16 protein-coding genes, 1 tRNA gene and 1 pseudogene are annotated in these 18,502 nt (G+C 35.0%); 2 read left to right on the top strand and 16 right to left on the bottom strand.

Annotation, left to right across the window (positions count from 1 at the left end):
• The 6 genes and pseudogenes from ACKI2W_RS06695 to ACKI2W_RS06720 all read right to left on the bottom strand — a co-directional run.
• Positions 1 to 127 (bottom strand): annotated as a pseudogene (locus tag ACKI2W_RS06695) (deoxyhypusine synthase); the annotation flags it as partial.
• Between the two features lie 9 nt (positions 128 to 136).
• On the bottom strand, positions 137 to 1,039 hold the full coding sequence (locus ACKI2W_RS06700) for a CBS domain-containing protein (RefSeq protein ID WP_407380482.1): 903 nt from the start codon (positions 1,037 to 1,039) through the stop codon (positions 137 to 139).
• Positions 1,040 to 1,203: 164 nt separating this feature from the next.
• Positions 1,204 to 3,222 (bottom strand): heavy metal translocating P-type ATPase, encoded by a 2,019-nt coding sequence (locus ACKI2W_RS06705; RefSeq protein ID WP_407380484.1) that lies wholly within the window; start codon positions 3,220 to 3,222, stop codon positions 1,204 to 1,206.
• A 315-nt stretch (positions 3,223 to 3,537) separates the two neighbouring features.
• Entirely contained in the window at positions 3,538 to 3,663 is a 126-nt protein-coding gene (locus ACKI2W_RS06710; RefSeq protein ID WP_407380486.1) for a hypothetical protein, read from the bottom strand.
• A gap of 13 nt (positions 3,664 to 3,676) precedes the next feature.
• The gene (locus ACKI2W_RS06715) at positions 3,677 to 4,804 is read right to left on the bottom strand and encodes a TIGR04083 family peptide-modifying radical SAM enzyme (protein WP_407380488.1); all 1,128 of its coding nucleotides are present in this window, start codon (positions 4,802 to 4,804) and stop codon (positions 3,677 to 3,679) included.
• 1 nt (position 4,805) lies between these two features.
• The gene (locus ACKI2W_RS06720) at positions 4,806 to 5,015 is read right to left on the bottom strand and encodes a TIGR04165 family Cys-rich peptide (RefSeq protein WP_407380490.1); all 210 of its coding nucleotides are present in this window, start codon (positions 5,013 to 5,015) and stop codon (positions 4,806 to 4,808) included.
• A gap of 171 nt (positions 5,016 to 5,186) precedes the next feature.
• Between ACKI2W_RS06720 and ACKI2W_RS06725 the strand changes: the two genes are divergently transcribed.
• On the top strand, positions 5,187 to 5,345 hold the full coding sequence (locus ACKI2W_RS06725; RefSeq protein WP_407380492.1) for a hypothetical protein: 159 nt from the start codon (positions 5,187 to 5,189) through the stop codon (positions 5,343 to 5,345).
• Here the strand turns inward: ACKI2W_RS06725 and ACKI2W_RS06730 are convergent.
• The 5 genes from ACKI2W_RS06730 to ACKI2W_RS06750 all read right to left on the bottom strand — a co-directional run bounded on the left by ACKI2W_RS06730 (position 5,342) and on the right by ACKI2W_RS06750 (position 9,070).
• A complete protein-coding gene (locus ACKI2W_RS06730) occupies positions 5,342 to 6,565 on the bottom strand; it encodes an aldo/keto reductase (protein ID WP_407380494.1) in 1,224 nt (407 codons plus the stop codon). The genes ACKI2W_RS06725 and ACKI2W_RS06730 overlap by 4 nt on opposite strands.
• Before the next feature lie 63 nt (positions 6,566 to 6,628).
• Positions 6,629 to 7,483 (bottom strand): UTP--glucose-1-phosphate uridylyltransferase GalU, encoded by an 855-nt coding sequence (gene galU / locus ACKI2W_RS06735; RefSeq protein ID WP_407380496.1) that lies wholly within the window; start codon positions 7,481 to 7,483, stop codon positions 6,629 to 6,631.
• Positions 7,484 to 7,566: 83 nt separating this feature from the next.
• Positions 7,567 to 7,650: transfer RNA gene (locus ACKI2W_RS06740), tRNA-Leu, on the bottom strand.
• A gap of 57 nt (positions 7,651 to 7,707) precedes the next feature.
• Positions 7,708 to 8,124 (bottom strand): DUF371 domain-containing protein, encoded by a 417-nt coding sequence (locus tag ACKI2W_RS06745; RefSeq protein WP_407380498.1) that lies wholly within the window; start codon positions 8,122 to 8,124, stop codon positions 7,708 to 7,710.
• Between the two features lie 25 nt (positions 8,125 to 8,149).
• Positions 8,150 to 9,070 carry a tetratricopeptide repeat protein gene (locus tag ACKI2W_RS06750; protein ID WP_407380500.1) on the bottom strand — a complete coding sequence of 307 codons (921 nt, stop codon included), beginning with the start codon at positions 9,068 to 9,070 and terminating at the stop codon, positions 8,150 to 8,152.
• 172 nt (positions 9,071 to 9,242) lie between these two features.
• Here ACKI2W_RS06750 and ACKI2W_RS06755 point away from each other — a divergent pair, with 172 nt between their 5' ends.
• Positions 9,243 to 9,668, top strand: coding sequence for a GIY-YIG nuclease family protein (locus tag ACKI2W_RS06755; protein ID WP_407380502.1), 426 nt, complete (start codon positions 9,243 to 9,245; stop codon positions 9,666 to 9,668).
• Here the strand turns inward: ACKI2W_RS06755 and ACKI2W_RS06760 are convergent.
• The 5 genes from ACKI2W_RS06760 to uvrA all read right to left on the bottom strand — a co-directional run.
• Entirely contained in the window at positions 9,640 to 10,119 is a 480-nt protein-coding gene (locus tag ACKI2W_RS06760) for a hypothetical protein (RefSeq protein ID WP_407380504.1), read from the bottom strand. The genes ACKI2W_RS06755 and ACKI2W_RS06760 overlap by 29 nt on opposite strands.
• A 5-nt stretch (positions 10,120 to 10,124) precedes the next feature.
• On the bottom strand, positions 10,125 to 11,678 hold the full coding sequence (locus tag ACKI2W_RS06765; RefSeq protein WP_407380506.1) for a helicase HerA-like domain-containing protein: 1,554 nt from the start codon (positions 11,676 to 11,678) through the stop codon (positions 10,125 to 10,127).
• 4 nt (positions 11,679 to 11,682) lie between these two features.
• Positions 11,683 to 14,265: a DUF5814 domain-containing protein gene (locus ACKI2W_RS06770; RefSeq protein ID WP_407380508.1), complete on the bottom strand. Its 2,583-nt coding sequence runs from the start codon at positions 14,263 to 14,265 to the stop codon at positions 11,683 to 11,685.
• Between the two features lie 65 nt (positions 14,266 to 14,330).
• The gene (locus ACKI2W_RS06775; RefSeq protein WP_407380512.1) at positions 14,331 to 15,146 is read right to left on the bottom strand and encodes a DUF368 domain-containing protein; all 816 of its coding nucleotides are present in this window, start codon (positions 15,144 to 15,146) and stop codon (positions 14,331 to 14,333) included.
• Between the two features lie 1,043 nt (positions 15,147 to 16,189).
• A partial coding sequence (gene uvrA / locus ACKI2W_RS06780) for an excinuclease ABC subunit UvrA (protein ID WP_407380510.1) occupies positions 16,190 to 18,502 on the bottom strand: 2,313 nt, incomplete at its 5' end.

Raw genomic sequence — 18,502 nt, forward strand, 5'->3', positions numbered from 1 at the left:
TCATATCTGCTAAAACATTAGTGGCTCTTGCGACACGACCCGCTCCTAAAACACCTGACCGGTCAAACTGATTAACTAAATCTGATATTTTCATATCTTTTGAAACATTGATTTGATTAACTTTCATCCAAATCACTTAATTAGTAATAATCGGGAACTGTTTTAAATTTGTAATACTGTCTATTAAGTCTGTTCTTGTAACAATTCCAAGTAAAACCTGATTGTTATCTGCTATTATTAATCTTGAAATTGATTTTTTAAGTATTAAATCGATTGCATTGGCTATTTTTAAATCTTCATTAACAATAACAACATTAGTTGACATTAACTCTCCGACAGTTTTATTTTCATTATCGTCAGCTATTGCATTTACCAGATCAGTTAATGTAAATACTCCAACCACTTTGCCGTCTTTTATAACTGGTGCACCATCAATTTCTTTTTTAGCCAATTTTTGAGCCGCATTTTTAACAGAACAGTCTATGGTAAATGAAATTACATCACGGCTTGCAATATCACCTACAGTCTGTTTTGGAATACTTCTTATGGTTTTTGCATCGACTAAAAGGATATTGTCCATATCATCACGGCCAACGATAGTGCCCATAATGCCCAGGTTATTTACCGGTGTTGGTCCCAATCTTATTTCATCGCCGACATTCAAGTCCTTAATGCTTCCCAAAACTTTTATTGCTGCTTCACATTCCGTTGGTTGGGGAACACTTGTAAATTCGATTTTTGCAACTGAAATATCTTTAATTTTTTGCCCGTTTATATAAATAGGCACATTGAAATCTTCTTTTGAAACCGAAATATTTAAAGAATGATATGCTTCAATAGTTGGCTTATACCCACCTCTGGGGCCAGGAACTCCCTTAACTAAACTTAAACTCCTGAGAGATTGCATCTGATTACGAATTGTACCTGGATTTCTGTTCATAACTTCAGCAATATCTTCCCCTTTAATAGATTTACCGTCAGAGGATTGGTATAAATTAATTAGTGTTTGTAAAATTTCCTTTTGTACTGATGTTAACATAATATTCACTCATCAAATAAATTAAAACTATAACAATATTTGTTAAAGATACTTTATAAATATAATGATTTATCATGACATTAAAAAAATCAACAATAAACGTTTATAAAAAAAGAGAAAAAATAATTAAAAATATATTTTAATTATATATTTTTAAATAATGTTTAATTATGATATGATTCACATGCATGTCTATCCATCGGATGGGTATGTGCATGCAGATGGCGAACACCATTTTCAGTTACGATTTCATCAATGATTTCAACATTTCCATGGGAATGGGTATGTGTACCGTCCTCATGAGAGTGATAATGATTATGCTGTGAACTTTGACTCTTTTTATCAAAATTCCTATCATACAACAATGCCGCATTTAAAACAACCAAACATGAACCTGCATTGTGAACAATAGCACCCGTAACAGGATTCAATAAACCCAATACGGAACATACAATAGCTACAGCATTGATAGTCATTGAAATTGCAATGTTTGCCTTAATCGTGAACAGCGTTGAGTTTGACAGGTTCTTAAGATAAGGGATTTTTGAGATTTCATCGCCTAAAAGAGCTATGTCTGCAGCTTCAATAGCAACATCACTGCCCATGGATCCCATAGCCACACTCACATTAGCTGTTTTAAGTGCTGGAGCGTCATTTACTCCATCACCGACCATACATACATTGTCACCGTTTTCCTGAAATTTTGAAATCCATTCAAGCTTTTCTTCAGGAAGCAGATTGCCGTGAACCTCACCTATTCCAACTTTTGAAGCAAAATAGTTTGCAGCCTGATTATTATCCCCAGTTAATAGAACAGTCTTAGTTTTAATGTCGTGAAGTGCATTTATCATTTCAGGCGCATCTTCACGTATCATATCTGATAATGCGATAATACCAATGATTTTATCATTTCGGGCAATCACAACTGTTGCCTTACCTTCATTTTTAAATTTGTCCAGATATTCATCAACATTATCATTGATTCCATTTTCATTCAGGAATTTTAGATTTCCCGCATAAATTTTATTGGAATTAATTTCACAGGACACTCCCAAACCAGGATACATTTTAAAGTTATCAACTTCATTAATTTGAACGTTATCACTTTTGGCTTTTGTAACAATGGCTTTAGCCAGAGGGTGTTCACTTAAGCTTTCACATGATGCTGTAAGGGACAGCAGTTCCTCCTCAGAAATTCCTAATGGAGTGATGTCTGATACAACCAGATTACCGTAGGTTAATGTGCCTGTCTTATCAAAAACCAATGTGTTTAAAGCACCCAGGTTTTCCAAAGCTTCACCGGATTTAATCAGTACACCATGCTTTGTTGCCTGACCGATAGCTGCCATGATTGCGGTTGGGGTTGCCAAAATTAAAGCGCATGGACAGAATACTACTAAAACTGTTACTCCACGTTCAATGTTTCCTGTAACAAGCCATGCAACAATTGCAATTATCAATGCAACAGGAACTAGCCAAGTTGCCCATTTGTCTGCAATTCTTTGTGTAGGAGCCTGTTTTTCATCTGCGGCCTTAACCAGATCAATCAGTTTCTGAAGGGAAGAATCCTCTGAAAGGCTTGTTGCCTTAATATCAATAGCTCCAAACATGTTTGTAGTTCCACAGAATACGTCATCACCAACAGTCTTATCTATAGGCAATGATTCACCGGTCATGACTGACTGGTCTATTGAACTTGTTCCCTTAATTATTTCACCGTCGACAGGAATATTTTCCCCAGGCAAAATTCTTAAGTTATCTCCGAGCTTAACCTCACTTGCAGGTATTACATCACCATTTGTGAGCCTTGCAGTTTGCGGAGTTAAATCAATTAAATTTTTCAAACCTTTTTTAGCCCTTTCAACTGTCCAGTCTTCAAGTAAAGCTCCCAAAGCCATGATCCATGCCACTTCACCTGCTGCGAATACTTCACCAATCAATAAGGAAGCTATCATTGCAATTGCAATCAGCAATGCAGATGAAATCCATTTTTCACGGACAAGTCTTGTCATAGCCAATAGTAACATCGGAATTCCACTGATTATTACTGTACCCCATGCTGGATTTAAGTAAACTGGCGTGTCTATTCCGAAAATCATGAAAATAATAGCAATTAATAAGAATATTCCTGAAATAATTGTCATTTTTAGTCCGAATAAAAAATCTGTTATTTCATCAATCACTTAAAACACCTCAAAGTATTACTTTTTTTAAATTCATTTAAATACCCAGTATTACTAAAAAATTTTTTTATCAGAATCCAAAATAAAGGAAACATATTAAAAAAATTAACAAGTATTACAAATTTTAAAATCATTTAAATATAAAGTATTACCCACAGCCAAAAAGTATTACTTTTTTTAAATTCATTTAAATACTCAGTATTACTATTAATATTATGCAACTTAGACCATATAAATCTTATTACTTTTTTTGAATTCATTTATATACTAAGTATTACTGAGTGAAAAAAAGTAGGAAAAAAATCCGATGAAAAACTATTCATCTTCAATTTTTTCAAAGTTCATACACTGTTTTACATCCAAAAGCAGATGTTCATTAATTTTACAGACAATCTTGTACTTATCTCTGAATTCCAAGTGTTTACAATCATCACAAATCATATCATCACCACAATTAAGGTTTCATGGCCAAATCCATAATGCTGAAAGCTTCTCCTTCTTTTCTTTCGCCGGGTGCTCCCAAACCGAAAGCAGAACGGGCGAATTCTTTATTCATTCTTTTTGAAACTTCTCCAAAAATCATCTTATATGCAGTGCATTGAGGATCAACTGCCTTAGGAGTCTTATATGCAACAATCGCATTATAAGGACATCCTCCCTCACAGTATTTCACATGTTTGCACTTTTTGCAGTTTTCACCGACATAATCCCTGAATTCCTGAAGTTTTGCCCATGCATCAGAAGTTTTCAAATCATCAAAAGAAGGATTAGTTGAAACATTTCCCAATACATACTCTTCCATACCGACAAACCTATAGCACGGATATATGGAACCGTCAGAACCTACAGCAAGTGTCGTTCCAATGCAATCGGCAAATGTGCATAGGGTTCCTCTTCTTCTTAAGCTGGACTTGCAGATATGGTCCAGATCCATTACAGTAAACTTATCCAGATCATAAAGATATTTATCTAACCAGTCAATGAGCAGTTTTCCATGTTCCTCCTGGTCAAGTGCCCAAGGGTCAGCATTATCCCCTCTAATGGAAGGCAATGCAGCATGAATCTTAAGGTTCATCTTTTCCCCTTTAAAGAATTCATACAGTTCGTCTGAGAAATCCTTTGAATAGTCCGTTACAGTTAAAACAAAGTTAATGATTAACCCTTTGCTTTTTGCAAGCTCGTATTTTGACATGGTCTTATCAAAATAGCCTTCTCCTCTTTGATAATCATTAATCTCTTTTGGTCCGTCAATACTTGTACTGACTACAACATTGTATTCAACAAAAAGATTAATCAATTCCTCAGTCAAAAGCCATATGTTACTTTGAAGAGAAAATCCCTCAAAATTAGGTAGTTTTGATAATTTTTCAAGAGCTTGCTTGTAAAAGTCATATCCTGCAAGAAGCGGCTCTCCACCATGGAATGTAAAATGAACTTTATCGTCCCTGAAATCAGCTAACCAGTCTATTATCTGGTCTATGATTTCAATATCCATCATTTCTTTTTTATTTTCAGAACCCCAGCAATATTTACAGTTTGACGGACAATTAAGTGTGGGGATAATCATTACATGAAATGTCATTTTATCCGTGAATCTTGTTTAATTCATTCAATAGCTGTTTTTTCTCATCTTCTTCCATATTATCATTTACAAAGAAAATATAGCCACATTCCTCGCATTTGACAGTGTCCATCTCTGCATGAGCACGATGATTGTCTAACAGTTTTCTATGAGCTATCTTATCTTTGGAACCACATTTCGGACATGGTGCAATCAATTCTTCAAATTTCATTTTATTCACCTATACATTAAAGTTAGACTTTAAAATATATTAAAGTTATTAGTTGTGAAAAAGTTTAAATAGTATGTTTCACTGAGAACAATTTTCATCAGTGACGTCAACAAGCTTTAAATACTAATTCATCGATAGAAATAAACAACTCACTAATAAGGAGAAATAACCATGCCATGCGACTACTATGACCATTTTTTAAAACAAAGAAACAATCCGATTTTTACGGAAACGACCAACATCGTAAGACAGAAATTCTGGCGAGAAAGCTATGATGTGATTGAATCACAGGAATGGGAGGAGATAACAGACAAAATAAGAAAAGGCTAACGATTCAATAATTTTACCATTTGCCTGTAAAGGGGAAAACCGATTTTTCTAATGAAAGCCAGGATGATATTCATTCCAGGCAATTCAAATTCTTTTTTAACCTTATTTAATTCTTTAATGATATCCAATTTTTGAGGACATTTTCTCAAGCATTTACCGCATCCATTACACTTACCTGCATTTCCAGAACTGCCCATGATTCCTCCGACATACTGATAATAGTCAAACAATGCAGGATTGATAAAGCCTTTATGGTTGAACAAATACTTTTCATTGTATATTTTCATGCATTCAGGGATATTTACTCCCTGAGGACAGGGCATGCAGTATCCGCAGGTTGAGCAGTTAATCTTTAATGAATTTCTCATTACTCTTTTAACCCCTTCAACAGTTTCAAGATCCTCAAAAGTCATTGACATAGGAGTTGTAGTTTTGGCAACTTCAAGATTCTCATCAAGCTGTTCAAAGGAGTTCATTCCGGATAAAACGCATGTTACATTGCGATTGTTTAAAACCCATTCCATTGCCCACTGAGCATTGCTTTTATTTGGATTTGCATTTTTAAAGATTTCTTCAGCATCATGAGGCATTTTTCCTGCAAGTATGCCCCCCTTTAAAGGTTCCATTACAAAAACACCAAGTCCTTTTGAAGCTGCATATTCTATACCCTCAACGCTTGCCTGGACGTTCTCATCAAAGTAATTGTACTGAACCATCACCACATCCCAGTCATATCCGTCAACCAACAGTTCAAATTCCTCTTTGGGACCATGATATGAAAATCCAATATGATTTATTTTGCCTTCTCTTCGGGCCTTATTTAAAAATTTGATTAAATCCTTCTTCAATAATCTGTTCATGGCTTTCAAATCAACGGCATGAATAAGATAATAATCAATGCAATCTCTGCGAAGTCTTTTAAGCTGTTCATCCAATATTTCTTCCATATCCTCATACTTTCGAACATTGATTGCAGGCAATTTAGTGCATAACTTAACTTTATCGGCATATTCTCCCTGAAGAATTTCACCCAAAAAGCTTTCACTGTCTCCGTAAAGGTATGCCGTATCAATGAAATTGACTCCGTTGTCTATGGCATGATAAATGAGTTCACGGGCCTTTGACCTGTCGATTTTACCATTTTTCAACGGCAGCCTCATGGCGCCGAAACCCAGAGATGATATTTCATCACCGGTCTTTATAATAGTTCTGTATTGCATTATATCAAAATATAAAAAATAGTGGGTTTGATGAGATTGCCCAGCAATTTAATTATAAATTAGTTATTCGCATTCATTAATCATATTTTTCATATAATCAATGAGAGCATCTTTTGATTCATCATCATCCAGTGCGAATTCGATTGAAGTTTTCAACCATTCGAAACGGTTTCCAATATCATAGGTTTTTCCTTCAAAGGTATTTCCGTAAATCGCATCCAATTTGGATAATGCGTCAGTAAGCTGGATTTCACCGCCGACACCAGGTTCGGTTTCATCAATCTTATCGAAGATATCAGCAGTCAGGACATAACGTCCCATAATAGCCAAGTTGGATGGAGCCTGGTGTGCCAATGGCTTTTCAACAAGCTTTTCGATTTTATAGATATCCTTTTCAACTTCGGTTCCCTTGATAATACCATATCTTTCGACTTTTTCCTTTGGAACTTCTTCAAGGGAAATTGCTGATGCACCGTATTTTTCATATACATCAATCAGTTGCTTAGTGCATGGTGTAGGGCCTTTGGTAATTGAATCTCCCAGAAGCACTGCAAATGCTTCTCCACCGATATGCTTTTTAGCGCAGTAAATCGCATCACCAAGACCTTTCTGCTCTTTTTGTCTTACATAACATATATCTGCCAGATCAGTGATTGCACGGACCTGCCTTAAACGGTCATCCTTACCTGCACTCTGCAAAGTCTGTTCAAGTTCGAATGATTTGTCAAAGTGATCTTCTATAGAACGTTTATTTCTACCGGTAACAATTAAAATATCATCAATACCAGAAGCAACAGCTTCTTCAATAACATACTGGATAGTTGGTTTATCATAAACAGGTAACATTTCTTTAGGTTGGGCTTTTGTAGCAGGCAAAAATCTTGTACCGAAACCTGCTGCAGGAATAACAGCTTTCATAGTTTATCACCAATAATAAATTATTAATAATATTATTAATTTTTATACATAAATAGTTTTAATAAGAAATTGATTGAAAGTAGTGCGGGGGACGGGACTTGAACCCGCGAAGGGACTGACCCACTAGGCCCTCAACCTAGCGCCTTTGACCGCTCGACCACCCCCGCAAAAAAACAAAAGTAGTTATAAAAAAATATGTTTTTATCATTATATATATTTAACTATTATTCGAGTATTTTTATAGTAATTTCCAAGTCTTCCTCATTTTTTAAATCATTAATCAAATCCGAATTCAGATCTCGTGCTGCCTTTGAGGATTTTATCATCAGTGTTCTCGGACAGGTAAAATCGCTTGTTCTGCAAACGATGTCTGTCGGATGGGTTAAAGTGAGGTTTTCATGACCAAAACCAATAATTTCATCATGGCCATTGACCGTATCCAATATAACCGCTATTCTAGTATTGGAATTGGCTATTTTACTTTTGAATTCCTTTGGGAAATCCAACATTGAATCATCCATATCCACACCGATTATGCAATCTGCAGTCGGCCCGATTTCAGCATCCTTTGTTATTTCAAAAGTAGATTTGTGAAGGGAAGAAACATTTTTATGGCCTTTGGATTTAATTTTAAATTCCATGCTATAATGTTTATTGTTTGGAGTTTTAATATTTTTTCAAATCCTGAATGAAATCCAGAAAGATATCACGATTCGCAATACCCCCACTATGAGGATTCAATTTAAATGCTTCAACGTATGTATTAAATGCTTCATCATACCTACAAAGGTTAAGATAACAGGACCCCTTGTCAAATAAATAACAGTCCACATCAGAATCTATGGATAATGCCCTGTCGAAGTACATCAAAGCATTCTCAAAATCAAATTTGTCCATTAAAATTTTGGCCTTGACATAAAATGAATATGAATTTGTGGAATTCAACTCAAGAGACCTGTTGATATTAACCAGCGCTTCATCAAGTTTACCTATTTCAAGCAACGCATCCGCCTTTAACATATAAGCCTGCGGATATTCATAAGGAGAGTTCATTATTTCATTCAACAGTTCCAATGACTTGTCATATCTTTCTATACCGTTGAAATACTGTACTTTAAACAGTTTCACATCATTATTATCGGAATCTATTGAAACTAATTTCTTTAAGCAATCAAGTGCGGCATCTGATTCATCCAATCTAACCAATGCCACAGACTTGAAACTTAACGCCAATGCATTTTCACCATCCATTTCCAACACCTCATTATAACATTCAATAGCTTTATCATAATTTTTTAACAGGAGATTGCAGTTTCCCTTAATGTTGAGTAAAACCAAATCTTTATTTTCACTTAATTTATCATCACATACTCTAATGGCTTTTTCATAGCATTTCTCAGCATTGTCCCGATCATCCAATCTCAAATAGCACTGACCCTGACTCATCAAAAGCAACGGATCATTAATCTCATGATTTTTTGAATTATTAATGCATTCAAGTGCTTGTCGGTACTTTCTCTCACTAATAAAAGACATTACATCATCAAGTAATTCAACCTCATCAGTATCATATTCATAATAATTCATAATTTTCACCATTAATTAATTCATAGAAGTTATTTTATCATAAATAGTTATTAAATTTATCTATTATAAGATTGGACAATATAACTTCCTTAGATTAAAAAAACAAGGTCAGAGCAATATTGCCTTCATCTTGTGAAAATTATAATAATATGAAAAAAATAACCATTAACTAATGAAAGGATGTTACTGTTTAGTCATAAGACTGGATAATGATGAAAGATTGAAAATAGGTTCCAAACTTGAAATAGATTTCAAAAAGGGCTATTATGTTTATATAGGCTCAGCAATGAACAGTCTAGAATCAAGAGTGAAAAGACACCTGTCCGAGAAAAAGAAACTTCATTGGCACATAGATTACCTGTTGAAGCATTCCCAGATTACAGAAGTGATTTATAATGTCGGTGAAAAAGTTGAATGTGATTTGTCAAAGGAACTGATTTCAAACAACGAATTTATTAAGGACTTCGGCTGCAGCGATTGTGAATGCGAAAGTCACTTATACTATTTTAAAAAAGAAAAAGATGCTATTGAGCAAGTAATTAAAGCTTACAACTCAATAGATTGTGAATTTAGAATTGGTATTTCTGATTTTTCTTGAATTTATATGAATATTCAAATGAATTCAAGGCCATTTCACGTAAAGCCTCAATATCACAGGAAACCTTACTTGCCCATTCATCTTCAAGAGCCTCTATTTGTGAAAAGATTTCCAAACCTTTATCAGTTAAAACAACATCATAAGGCAAATCTTCCACGTCAAGAATTTCAGCCAATCCCAAGCGTTCCAATTTCTTATACTTCTTAAGATACAATTTCAAATGCAAATCAAAATGCTTGTCCTCATTGATTTTGGCATATTGTCTAACCCTAACCTTTCTGTGATGAGGTTTTGAATGCTTTACAATATTTTTAATCAATCTGATTTGGCTGTCATGCAGGTGAACGCTTAAATTATCACGGACATAACAGCTTTTTGATTCAGCTATTATATCTACCAATTTTGATGCATCTTCCATTTCGGAAATTGCCTTAACATGCGGATGAGCCATGACAATCACTTCATTTGACCAAATAATCCTCTCATGATACCTTTTGTAACTTCACGTGCCATCGTATTGGCCGCTGTTGTTGCTGCCTTTTCAATAGCTTTTTGCTGAGCGGTCTTTTTAGTTTTCTTGCCTGCAGGCTGACTTCCGCCAAGAATAGTTCCCAGGTCAAATCCACCTAAAGACAATGATTCAGGCTGGCTTTCAGGAGCCTGTTGGGTTTGTGGAACTTCATCTTGAGGCTGTTCGGCTTGTGGTGGTGCAGGAGGCACTTCACTTTCAATGTTTGCATTCTGATTGATTTTGTTTGCAAGGATTTCATAAGCTGACTCATTGTCAACTGCTTCAAGATATTTATCCTTGAATTCAGACAGGTTAATCAAATCAGCCCTTACGTTTTCATCAATTGGTCCTATATATGATTGAGGAGCAATGACTTTAACCTGCTGAACGATGCCAGGAACCCCCTGTTCATCCAAAACAGAAACCAATGCTTCACCAATACCCAAATTGGAAATAACATCAGCAGTGTCGAATTCAGGATTTGCCCTGAATGTTTCTGCGGCCACTTTTACAGCCTTTTGGTCTTTTGGAGTGTAAGCCCTTAAGGCATGCTGAATCCTGTTACCTAACTGGCCTAAGATTTCATCCGGAATATCTGCAGGAGACTGTGAAATAAAATACAATCCGACACCTTTTGAACGAATCAGACGGGTAATCTGTTCAATTTTTTTCAGGAATTCCGCTCCCATACCATCAAATATCAGATGGGCTTCATCAAAGAAGAACACGAATTTAGGTTTTTCCGCATCTCCCACTTCAGGCAGCTGTTCATATAATGATGACAGCATCCAAAGCAGGAATGATGAATATATTTCTGGTGATAAGGACAGTTTTTGTGCATCCAAAATGTTGATTACTCCGCAACCGGATTCATCAACCTTAATAAAGTCATCTAACTCAAGTGCAGGCTCACCGAAGAAATCGTTTCCGCCCTGGTCTTCAAGAGTTATTAGATTTCTCAATATAGTATTTGCTGATTTGGCTGCAATGGCACCATATTTAGGTTCATAAACATCCTTGTTTTCAACAACATGGTTAATCATGGATTTCAAATCTTTAATATCAATAATAAGTAAAGATTCTTCATCAGCAACCCTGAATACTATGTTTAAAACACCGCTTTGAGCTTCCGTCAGGTTTAATATTTTTGAGAGCAGTACCGGACCCATTTCAGATAAGGTTACACGTACAGGCAAACCTTTCTCACCAAATAAATCCCAGAATTCAACAGGATAAGACTTGAGCTTAAAGGAATCAATTCCTTCAACCCTTTTAGCGATATTGTCATTCATCTCACCAATCTTTGCAAGACCGGAAATGTCTCCTTTCATATCTGCTAAAAATACTGGTACTCCCATATCACTAAATGATTCGGCAAGTGTTTTGAGTGTTATTGTTTTACCAGTTCCTGTTGCTCCTGCAATTAAACCGTGCCTATTTGCCATTTTCGGTAGTAAATAAACGTCACCACCAATTAAAATTTTATCTTCTACAAACATTTTTCTAACCATTTTCTATTTTTTTAATTAAATAAGAAGTTTTACGTACAATACTCCTGCGATTAAAAGCTATTGAAATTCTTTTAATTGCATCCAAGTTTTTAACGAAATTATCCAGCCAGGAGAATATGTCCCCAGGATAAACTTGAATCTGATATTTTCTGAATAATTTATTTGAGATGTCAACCGGATCTTTACCTTTCAGACGTTCATGGATAATCACTTCGGATATTCCCAGCTGCAGACATCTGCAAAATGGCCTGTCCTGACAGTTGCATTTCATGAAGTCACTTTGAAGGCGAATCAAAGCATCCTGGAATTTTGAATCAAGCTTATCCAAAGCTTCACCTGAAGATATTATGTCCAAAGTGGATTCTGCAAACAATCTGGTTGAAAACTTAACCTTAAGCGCATTTGATATCTGATTGTGGACAACCGGAGACAAATATGCATTTTCAAACAACTCCAAATCAAGAGCCATTGCAATAATCTTTACTTTCAACTTGTCATATTCCTGCTTATTTCTATACATCGGAGACAATCTGACATAATCAGTCAGATAATCCCAGTCATCCAGAGCCGTTCTGATAAATTCAGCATCTTCTATAGTTAAAAATGAAACTGACGTTGCTCGGCCATACTTGGTTATCTTAAAATCATCACTAATTAATCCTAACTTTTTCATTTCATCTGTCGCTATTTGCAGACTGACCGGAACATCAATATCCCTATAAAATTCAGCAAGCTCATCAAAGCTTTTTATTGAAGTTGAGGAAATGTCAGCCAGAATCTGCTCATAAGAGCTTTCCTCATCATATTCAATGAAAACATCCTCACTATTGCTTTCAAGCAGTTCCAATGCTTTTGCTTCTTCTGATTCTCCCTGAAAATCATTGTTTATCTCAGGAAGCAGATATACTATTCCACGGTCATGATAGCTGGGTCTTCCGGCACGGCCAAGCATCTGTGAAAATTCATTGGGATTAATCCATTTATTTCCCATGACCAATGAATCAAATATTACCTGAGAAGCCGGAAAATCAACACCTGCAGCCAAAGCAGCGGTTGTTACGACAACAGACAATCTGGCCTTGTCAAAGTCCTTTTCGATTTTTTCCTTTTTATAATAGGACAAACCCGCATGATAGGCCGCCGCATTGATATGCTTTTCCTGCAGGAAGTTAGCAATTTTGTGAGTTTTGCGCCTTGAATTGGTAAAAATGATAGTTTGTCCCCTGTAGCCTTTCCTGGATTTGGTATTGAATTCCTTTTTCGCCAGTTTTGCCATCAGGTGGCGTTTGGATGATTCATTGCGCATGTAAACAAGATGCCTTTCCAAAGGAACGGGGCGGTCAGGATATTCTACCAGCTTCATGTTGAATTCCTTAGCTAAAAAATCGGGATTTTTTACAGTTGCCGATAAACCTATGATTTGAGTTTTAGGATATAAATGCTTTATACGCTTAATCAGTCCGTTAAGACGAGTTCCACGGTCCTCATCATCAATCATATGAATTTCATCAATTAAGACCACACCCAAATTACTTAAAGCATTTGAATTTCCATTTCTTAAAAGAAAATCTATTCCCTCATAAGTTGCAACAACAATATCCGCTCCAGAAACGTCACTGTCAGGTAACTTCAATTCACCTTTTGCCTTAACACGATTGCGCCCGACCTTAATGGCCACATTTAATCCCAATTTCTTATATTTCTTTTTGAAATCGCGATATTTCTGATTTGCAAGAGCAACCAGAGGAGTCAGGAAAATGAACTTTTTGCCTTCAAGAGCCTGAGTAATTCCTGCAAGTTCCCCGACCAGGGTCTTTCCACTTCCAGTAGCACTTACAACAAGAAGATCCTCACCTTTAAGCAGTCCTTCATGAATGGCCAAATACTGAACCGGCAGCAGTTTATCATTACCGTTTTTGATTAGAATATCCCTAAAGTCATGATTGATTTTCAAACGTTTCATTTCAGCTGAAGGAATCTTCAGCCTGGATTTGGATGATGTCCTATCAAACAATGTGAGATTTTTATTTTTCAAGGGATTAAAATCAGGACTTAAAACAGACAGTGTCTTTTCCAGATTTCCGCTTTTTTCCAGAGTCCTTTTAAGGTTTCTGAAAATCTTTTTGTCAAATCCCCTTATTTTTATCTCATTTTTAATGGTGTCGTGAGCGCAGTTCTTACATATCAGCTGGTTATTGTATTTATATGAAAAATTTGAATTTATGATAGTGATATTTCCATCAAAAGCACAGAAAGAACAGACCTGAGTGTGACGAACCTTAACATTCAGTCTTTTTAGAAAATCCTCAACATCATTATCTTTAGTTGCAAGAAAAACTGCCTGACTTCTTAAAAGCTTAGTTACTTCCTGTGGAGGCAAGAGCTTTTCTGACAGGCTGGAATTATCCTTATATGAGTAGTCAGCAACGAACCTGTTTATTGCTAGACCCTGAGCAGTCTGTTGAAATTTGATTGTACCAACAAATTCGGCCTCCCTCTTATTGTTCAAGGCTCCTTTCGGAGAACCGATTGGATATAATTTCCACTGCTTTTTAACCTTTTTTATCACTAACATTAAAATAAAGTTTATTTTTTATATTATAAAAATACTATTAACAAAAAAAGAGAAATTGAAAACAATTATTCTTGAGCGAATCTTGTTTCCAAAATAATGATTAATACAAATGCTATTATTGCAACGATAACACACGGAAGCAAACCTGCAATATCCAAAGTTACATTGGATGCAACTTCCAAAGCAGGCAGTTTTAATGTACCTACCATTACACCAATGAGAAATGCCATTGTTACTTCTTCATGATTTTTAAGCAGATAATTCAGGATTTTTGAAAAACCCAAAATTCCTATAACCGCACCTACAATAAACACGATGATTTCAGTGAAATGAAGCTCATGAAGGGCAGTTAACATGTATTCATATTGTCCAAGCAACAACAAAAGAAATGATCCGGAAATTCCCGGCAAAATCATAGCGCAAATTGCAATCAATCCGGAAATGAATATGACCGGTAGAGAATGATTTGCAGCAATAGGATTTAAACTGACAAAGACATATGCCAAGATACAGCCCAAAATTGCAAATGCAATGTGCTTGATTTCCAATTTAGGAATCTTTTTAAGCAGCACATAAGCTGATGCCAAGATTAATCCTAGGAAAAATGCATAAGTCAGTGCAGTGTGGACATCCATACAATAAGTCACAACTTTAGCTATTGTAAGCATTGCAATTCCAATACCCAAAATTAAAGGAATGAAAAATGCAAAATCAATTTCATCCAAAAATGCATTCCAAAATCCTTTAAAATCAAATTTAACTAAAGGTTTTATAAATTTAAAATTAATTTTACTGATTGAACCAATCAAATGTTCATAAATTCCGGTAATTAATGCGATTGTTCCTCCGCTAACTCCGGGAACAATATCTGCCGAACCCATTAATAATCCACGAATAAAAATTAAAAATGCTTCATAAAAATTAAAATTCACATTATCTCCTCAACACTACTTTTATTTTATCTTTATAATAACATTTTTGATTAATATGATTTTGGTAACTTTATGATGGAAATTAGAATTTATAAACCCATACAAAATAACCTCTTAAGAGCAATATTGCTCCCAAATAATATTAAAAAGCTTTAAATATCCTTAAATCCAATATATAAATTCATCCTACTCCAAAAAAATTATTAAATGGAATTTAAAGGGATTTTTATGAAACGGATATTTTTAATAAAAATTGAATTTGAGTTTCTGCTAATAATTTTCACCTATTTATGGAGGGATTAAAATGGATTACACAATATCCGTAAATATTACGGTTAATGTTAATGAAGAATCTTTAAAATCATTAACAATGTTGTGCATAACATTATTGAAATTAATAATGTTATCATAATCAATAATAATCCTTTTTAGTGGATTAATTGTTAAGATTATGTTTAATGATAGGATTTAGCTAATTCCCAAAAAAATTAGTTTAGGAGTAGGTAATCGCTTGAAAACTAATTATAACAATTATATCCACATGAACATAATATTTAAATAATTAAAAAAATAATATAGAAATAGAGATATTTATCTCCATTGAATTTAAATAATTCAAACTTTAAATAGGTGAAATAATCAATGTTTTTTTGGGATTGTGAAGAAACTCTTCACAATAACATTGGTTATTAAAAAAAACTCTTTTTTACTTAAAATCTTTAAATTGATAAATTATTATCCTATTAAAAAAAGTATATACCAATAACTATTTTACAAAAATAATTTTTAAACATATTTAAATATTTAAAAAAATAATATACAATTGGAGGATATTTATCTCCATTGAATTTAAAAAAATTCAAATTCATGTTGGTGAAATAATCAATGTTGTATCGGAATTGTGAAGAAATTCTTCACAATAACATTGGTTATTAAAAAAACTCTTTTTTACTTAAAATTATGTTAAAAAATAAATATAAATGCTAAAATAATTATTTAGCATCCATTAATTCTTTTGCAAAAGGAGTTATGTTTTCATTGAGCATTTTATCTAAAAATTCACCTGTATAGGTTCCACTTTTAGATACTTCTTCAGGAGTTCCGGTAGCAATAACACGACCTCCACCATCTCCACCTTCAGGACCCAAATCAATAATATGATCAGCGGTTTTAATTACATCCAGGTTATGCTCAATAACGACAATGGAATTTCCTGCATCAGTCAATCTGGCCAATACATCGAGCAAACGTTTAATGTCTGCAAAATGAAGTCCTGTAGTAGGTTCATCCAAAATATATAAAGTATTACCAGTACTTGTTCTGGACAGCTCTTTAGCCAATTTAATTCTTTGAGCTTCACCACCGGACAATGTGGTTGCAGGCTGGCCTATTTTCATATAACCCAATCCGACATCATCCAAAGTTTTGAGTTTCTTATGGATTTTAGGAATATGTTCAAAGAATTCCAATGCCTCTTCCACAGTCATTTCAAGAACTTCATAAATATTTTTACCTTTATAGCGAACGTCTAAGGTTTCATCATTGTATCTTTTACCGCCACAGACTTCACATGGTACATAAACGTCAGCCAGGAAATGCATTTCAATTTGAACTATACCGTCACCAGAACATGCCTCACATCTTCCGCCCTTTACGTTGAAACTGAATCTACCCGGTTTGTATCCCCGTGCTTTGGATTCAGGAGTGTTAGCGAATAAATCTCTGATATCTGTAAACACTCCAGTATATGTTGCAGGATTTGACCTTGGAGTACGTCCAATAGGCTTTTGGTCAATAGCAATAACCTTGTCAATATTTTTTAGACCTTCAATCTTGTCGTATTTTCCGGCAAATGTGAATTTGTGTGATAGTTCACCTTTAGTCCCCTTATAAAGAATTTCATTTATCAGACTGCTTTTTCCGGAACCGCTTACACCAGTTACACATGTGAATTTACCTAAAGGAATATCAACTTCAATATCCTTCAGGTTGTTTTGTTTTGCTCCTTTAATGGTTATGAACTTGCCGTTTCCTTCACGGCGTTTTTCAGGAACATCAATGACTTCTTTTCTGGAGAGATACCTTCCTGTGATTGAATCTTCACACATCATGATTTCCTGCGGTGTTCCCTGAGCTATTACTTTTCCTCCGTGCTCTCCGGCACCTGAACCTATATCAACAACATGGTCTGCTGACAATATAGTTTCCTCATCGTGTTCTACGACAACAACAGTATTTCCGAGATTTTTAAGCCTTTTCAAAGTACCTATCAGCTTTACGTTATCCCTTTGGTGAAGACCGATACTTGGTTCGTCCAGAATATATAATACACCGACCAGTCCTGAACCTATTTGGGTTGCTAGCCTGATTCTTTGAGCTTCTCCACCGGACAATGTTCCAGATGACCTTTCCATTGAGAGATAATCCAGACCTACATCTACAAGGAATTTCAGTCTTTCCCTGATTTCTTTTAGAACCTCTTTAGCGATAAACTGTTCTCTTTCAGTTAACTCCAAATCCAGGAAAAACTGATATGAATCCTTAATGGACATTTCCACCACATCTGCAATGGATTTTCCTCCGACAGTTACTGCAAGCACTTCAGGACGCAGCCTTTTTCCGTTACAGACATGACATTTTCTGTCGCTCATGAATTTTGAAAGGTATTTTCTTGAATAGTTTGATTTTGTTTCAAGATATAATCTCTCCATTCTAGGTATAACTCCTTCAAATTTACGATTAACCATATAAGATTTGTTTCTTCTTTTAAAAGTAAATGCAATTTTATCCTTACATCCATATAAAATATTGTCCTGATGCTCTTGTGGCAGTTCATTGAATGGAGTGTCCATGCTGAAATTAAAATGGTCAGCAACCGCCTGAAGCATTTGATAATAATAATTTTCCCTTTTAGTTGATTTTGCCCATGGTACAATTGCTCCTTCATTCAAGGACAAATTCTTGTCTGGTACAATTAAATCAGGATCAATTTCCATTTTAGAACCTATACCATTACATTCAGGACATGCACCTTGAGGCGCGTTGAAAGAAAACATACGAGGAGTCAATTCTTCAAAGTTTATTCCACAGTCAACACATGCAAAGTGCTCTGAGTATTTTTTCTCATACTCTTCATCACCATTATCGAATAATACCGTGATTAAACCTTCGGAAAATTCCGCTGCGGTTTCCAGAGAATCAACCAATCTCCTTTTGAAATCAACATCATGCCTTATCTTAAGTCTGTCAACTACAACATCAATGCTGTGTCTGTAGGTTTTTGCAAGGTCAATTTCTTCTTCCAA

It is taken from the genome of Methanobrevibacter sp. (genome assembly GCF_045603845.1).
Lineage (GTDB): Archaea > Methanobacteriota > Methanobacteria > Methanobacteriales > Methanobacteriaceae > Methanocatella.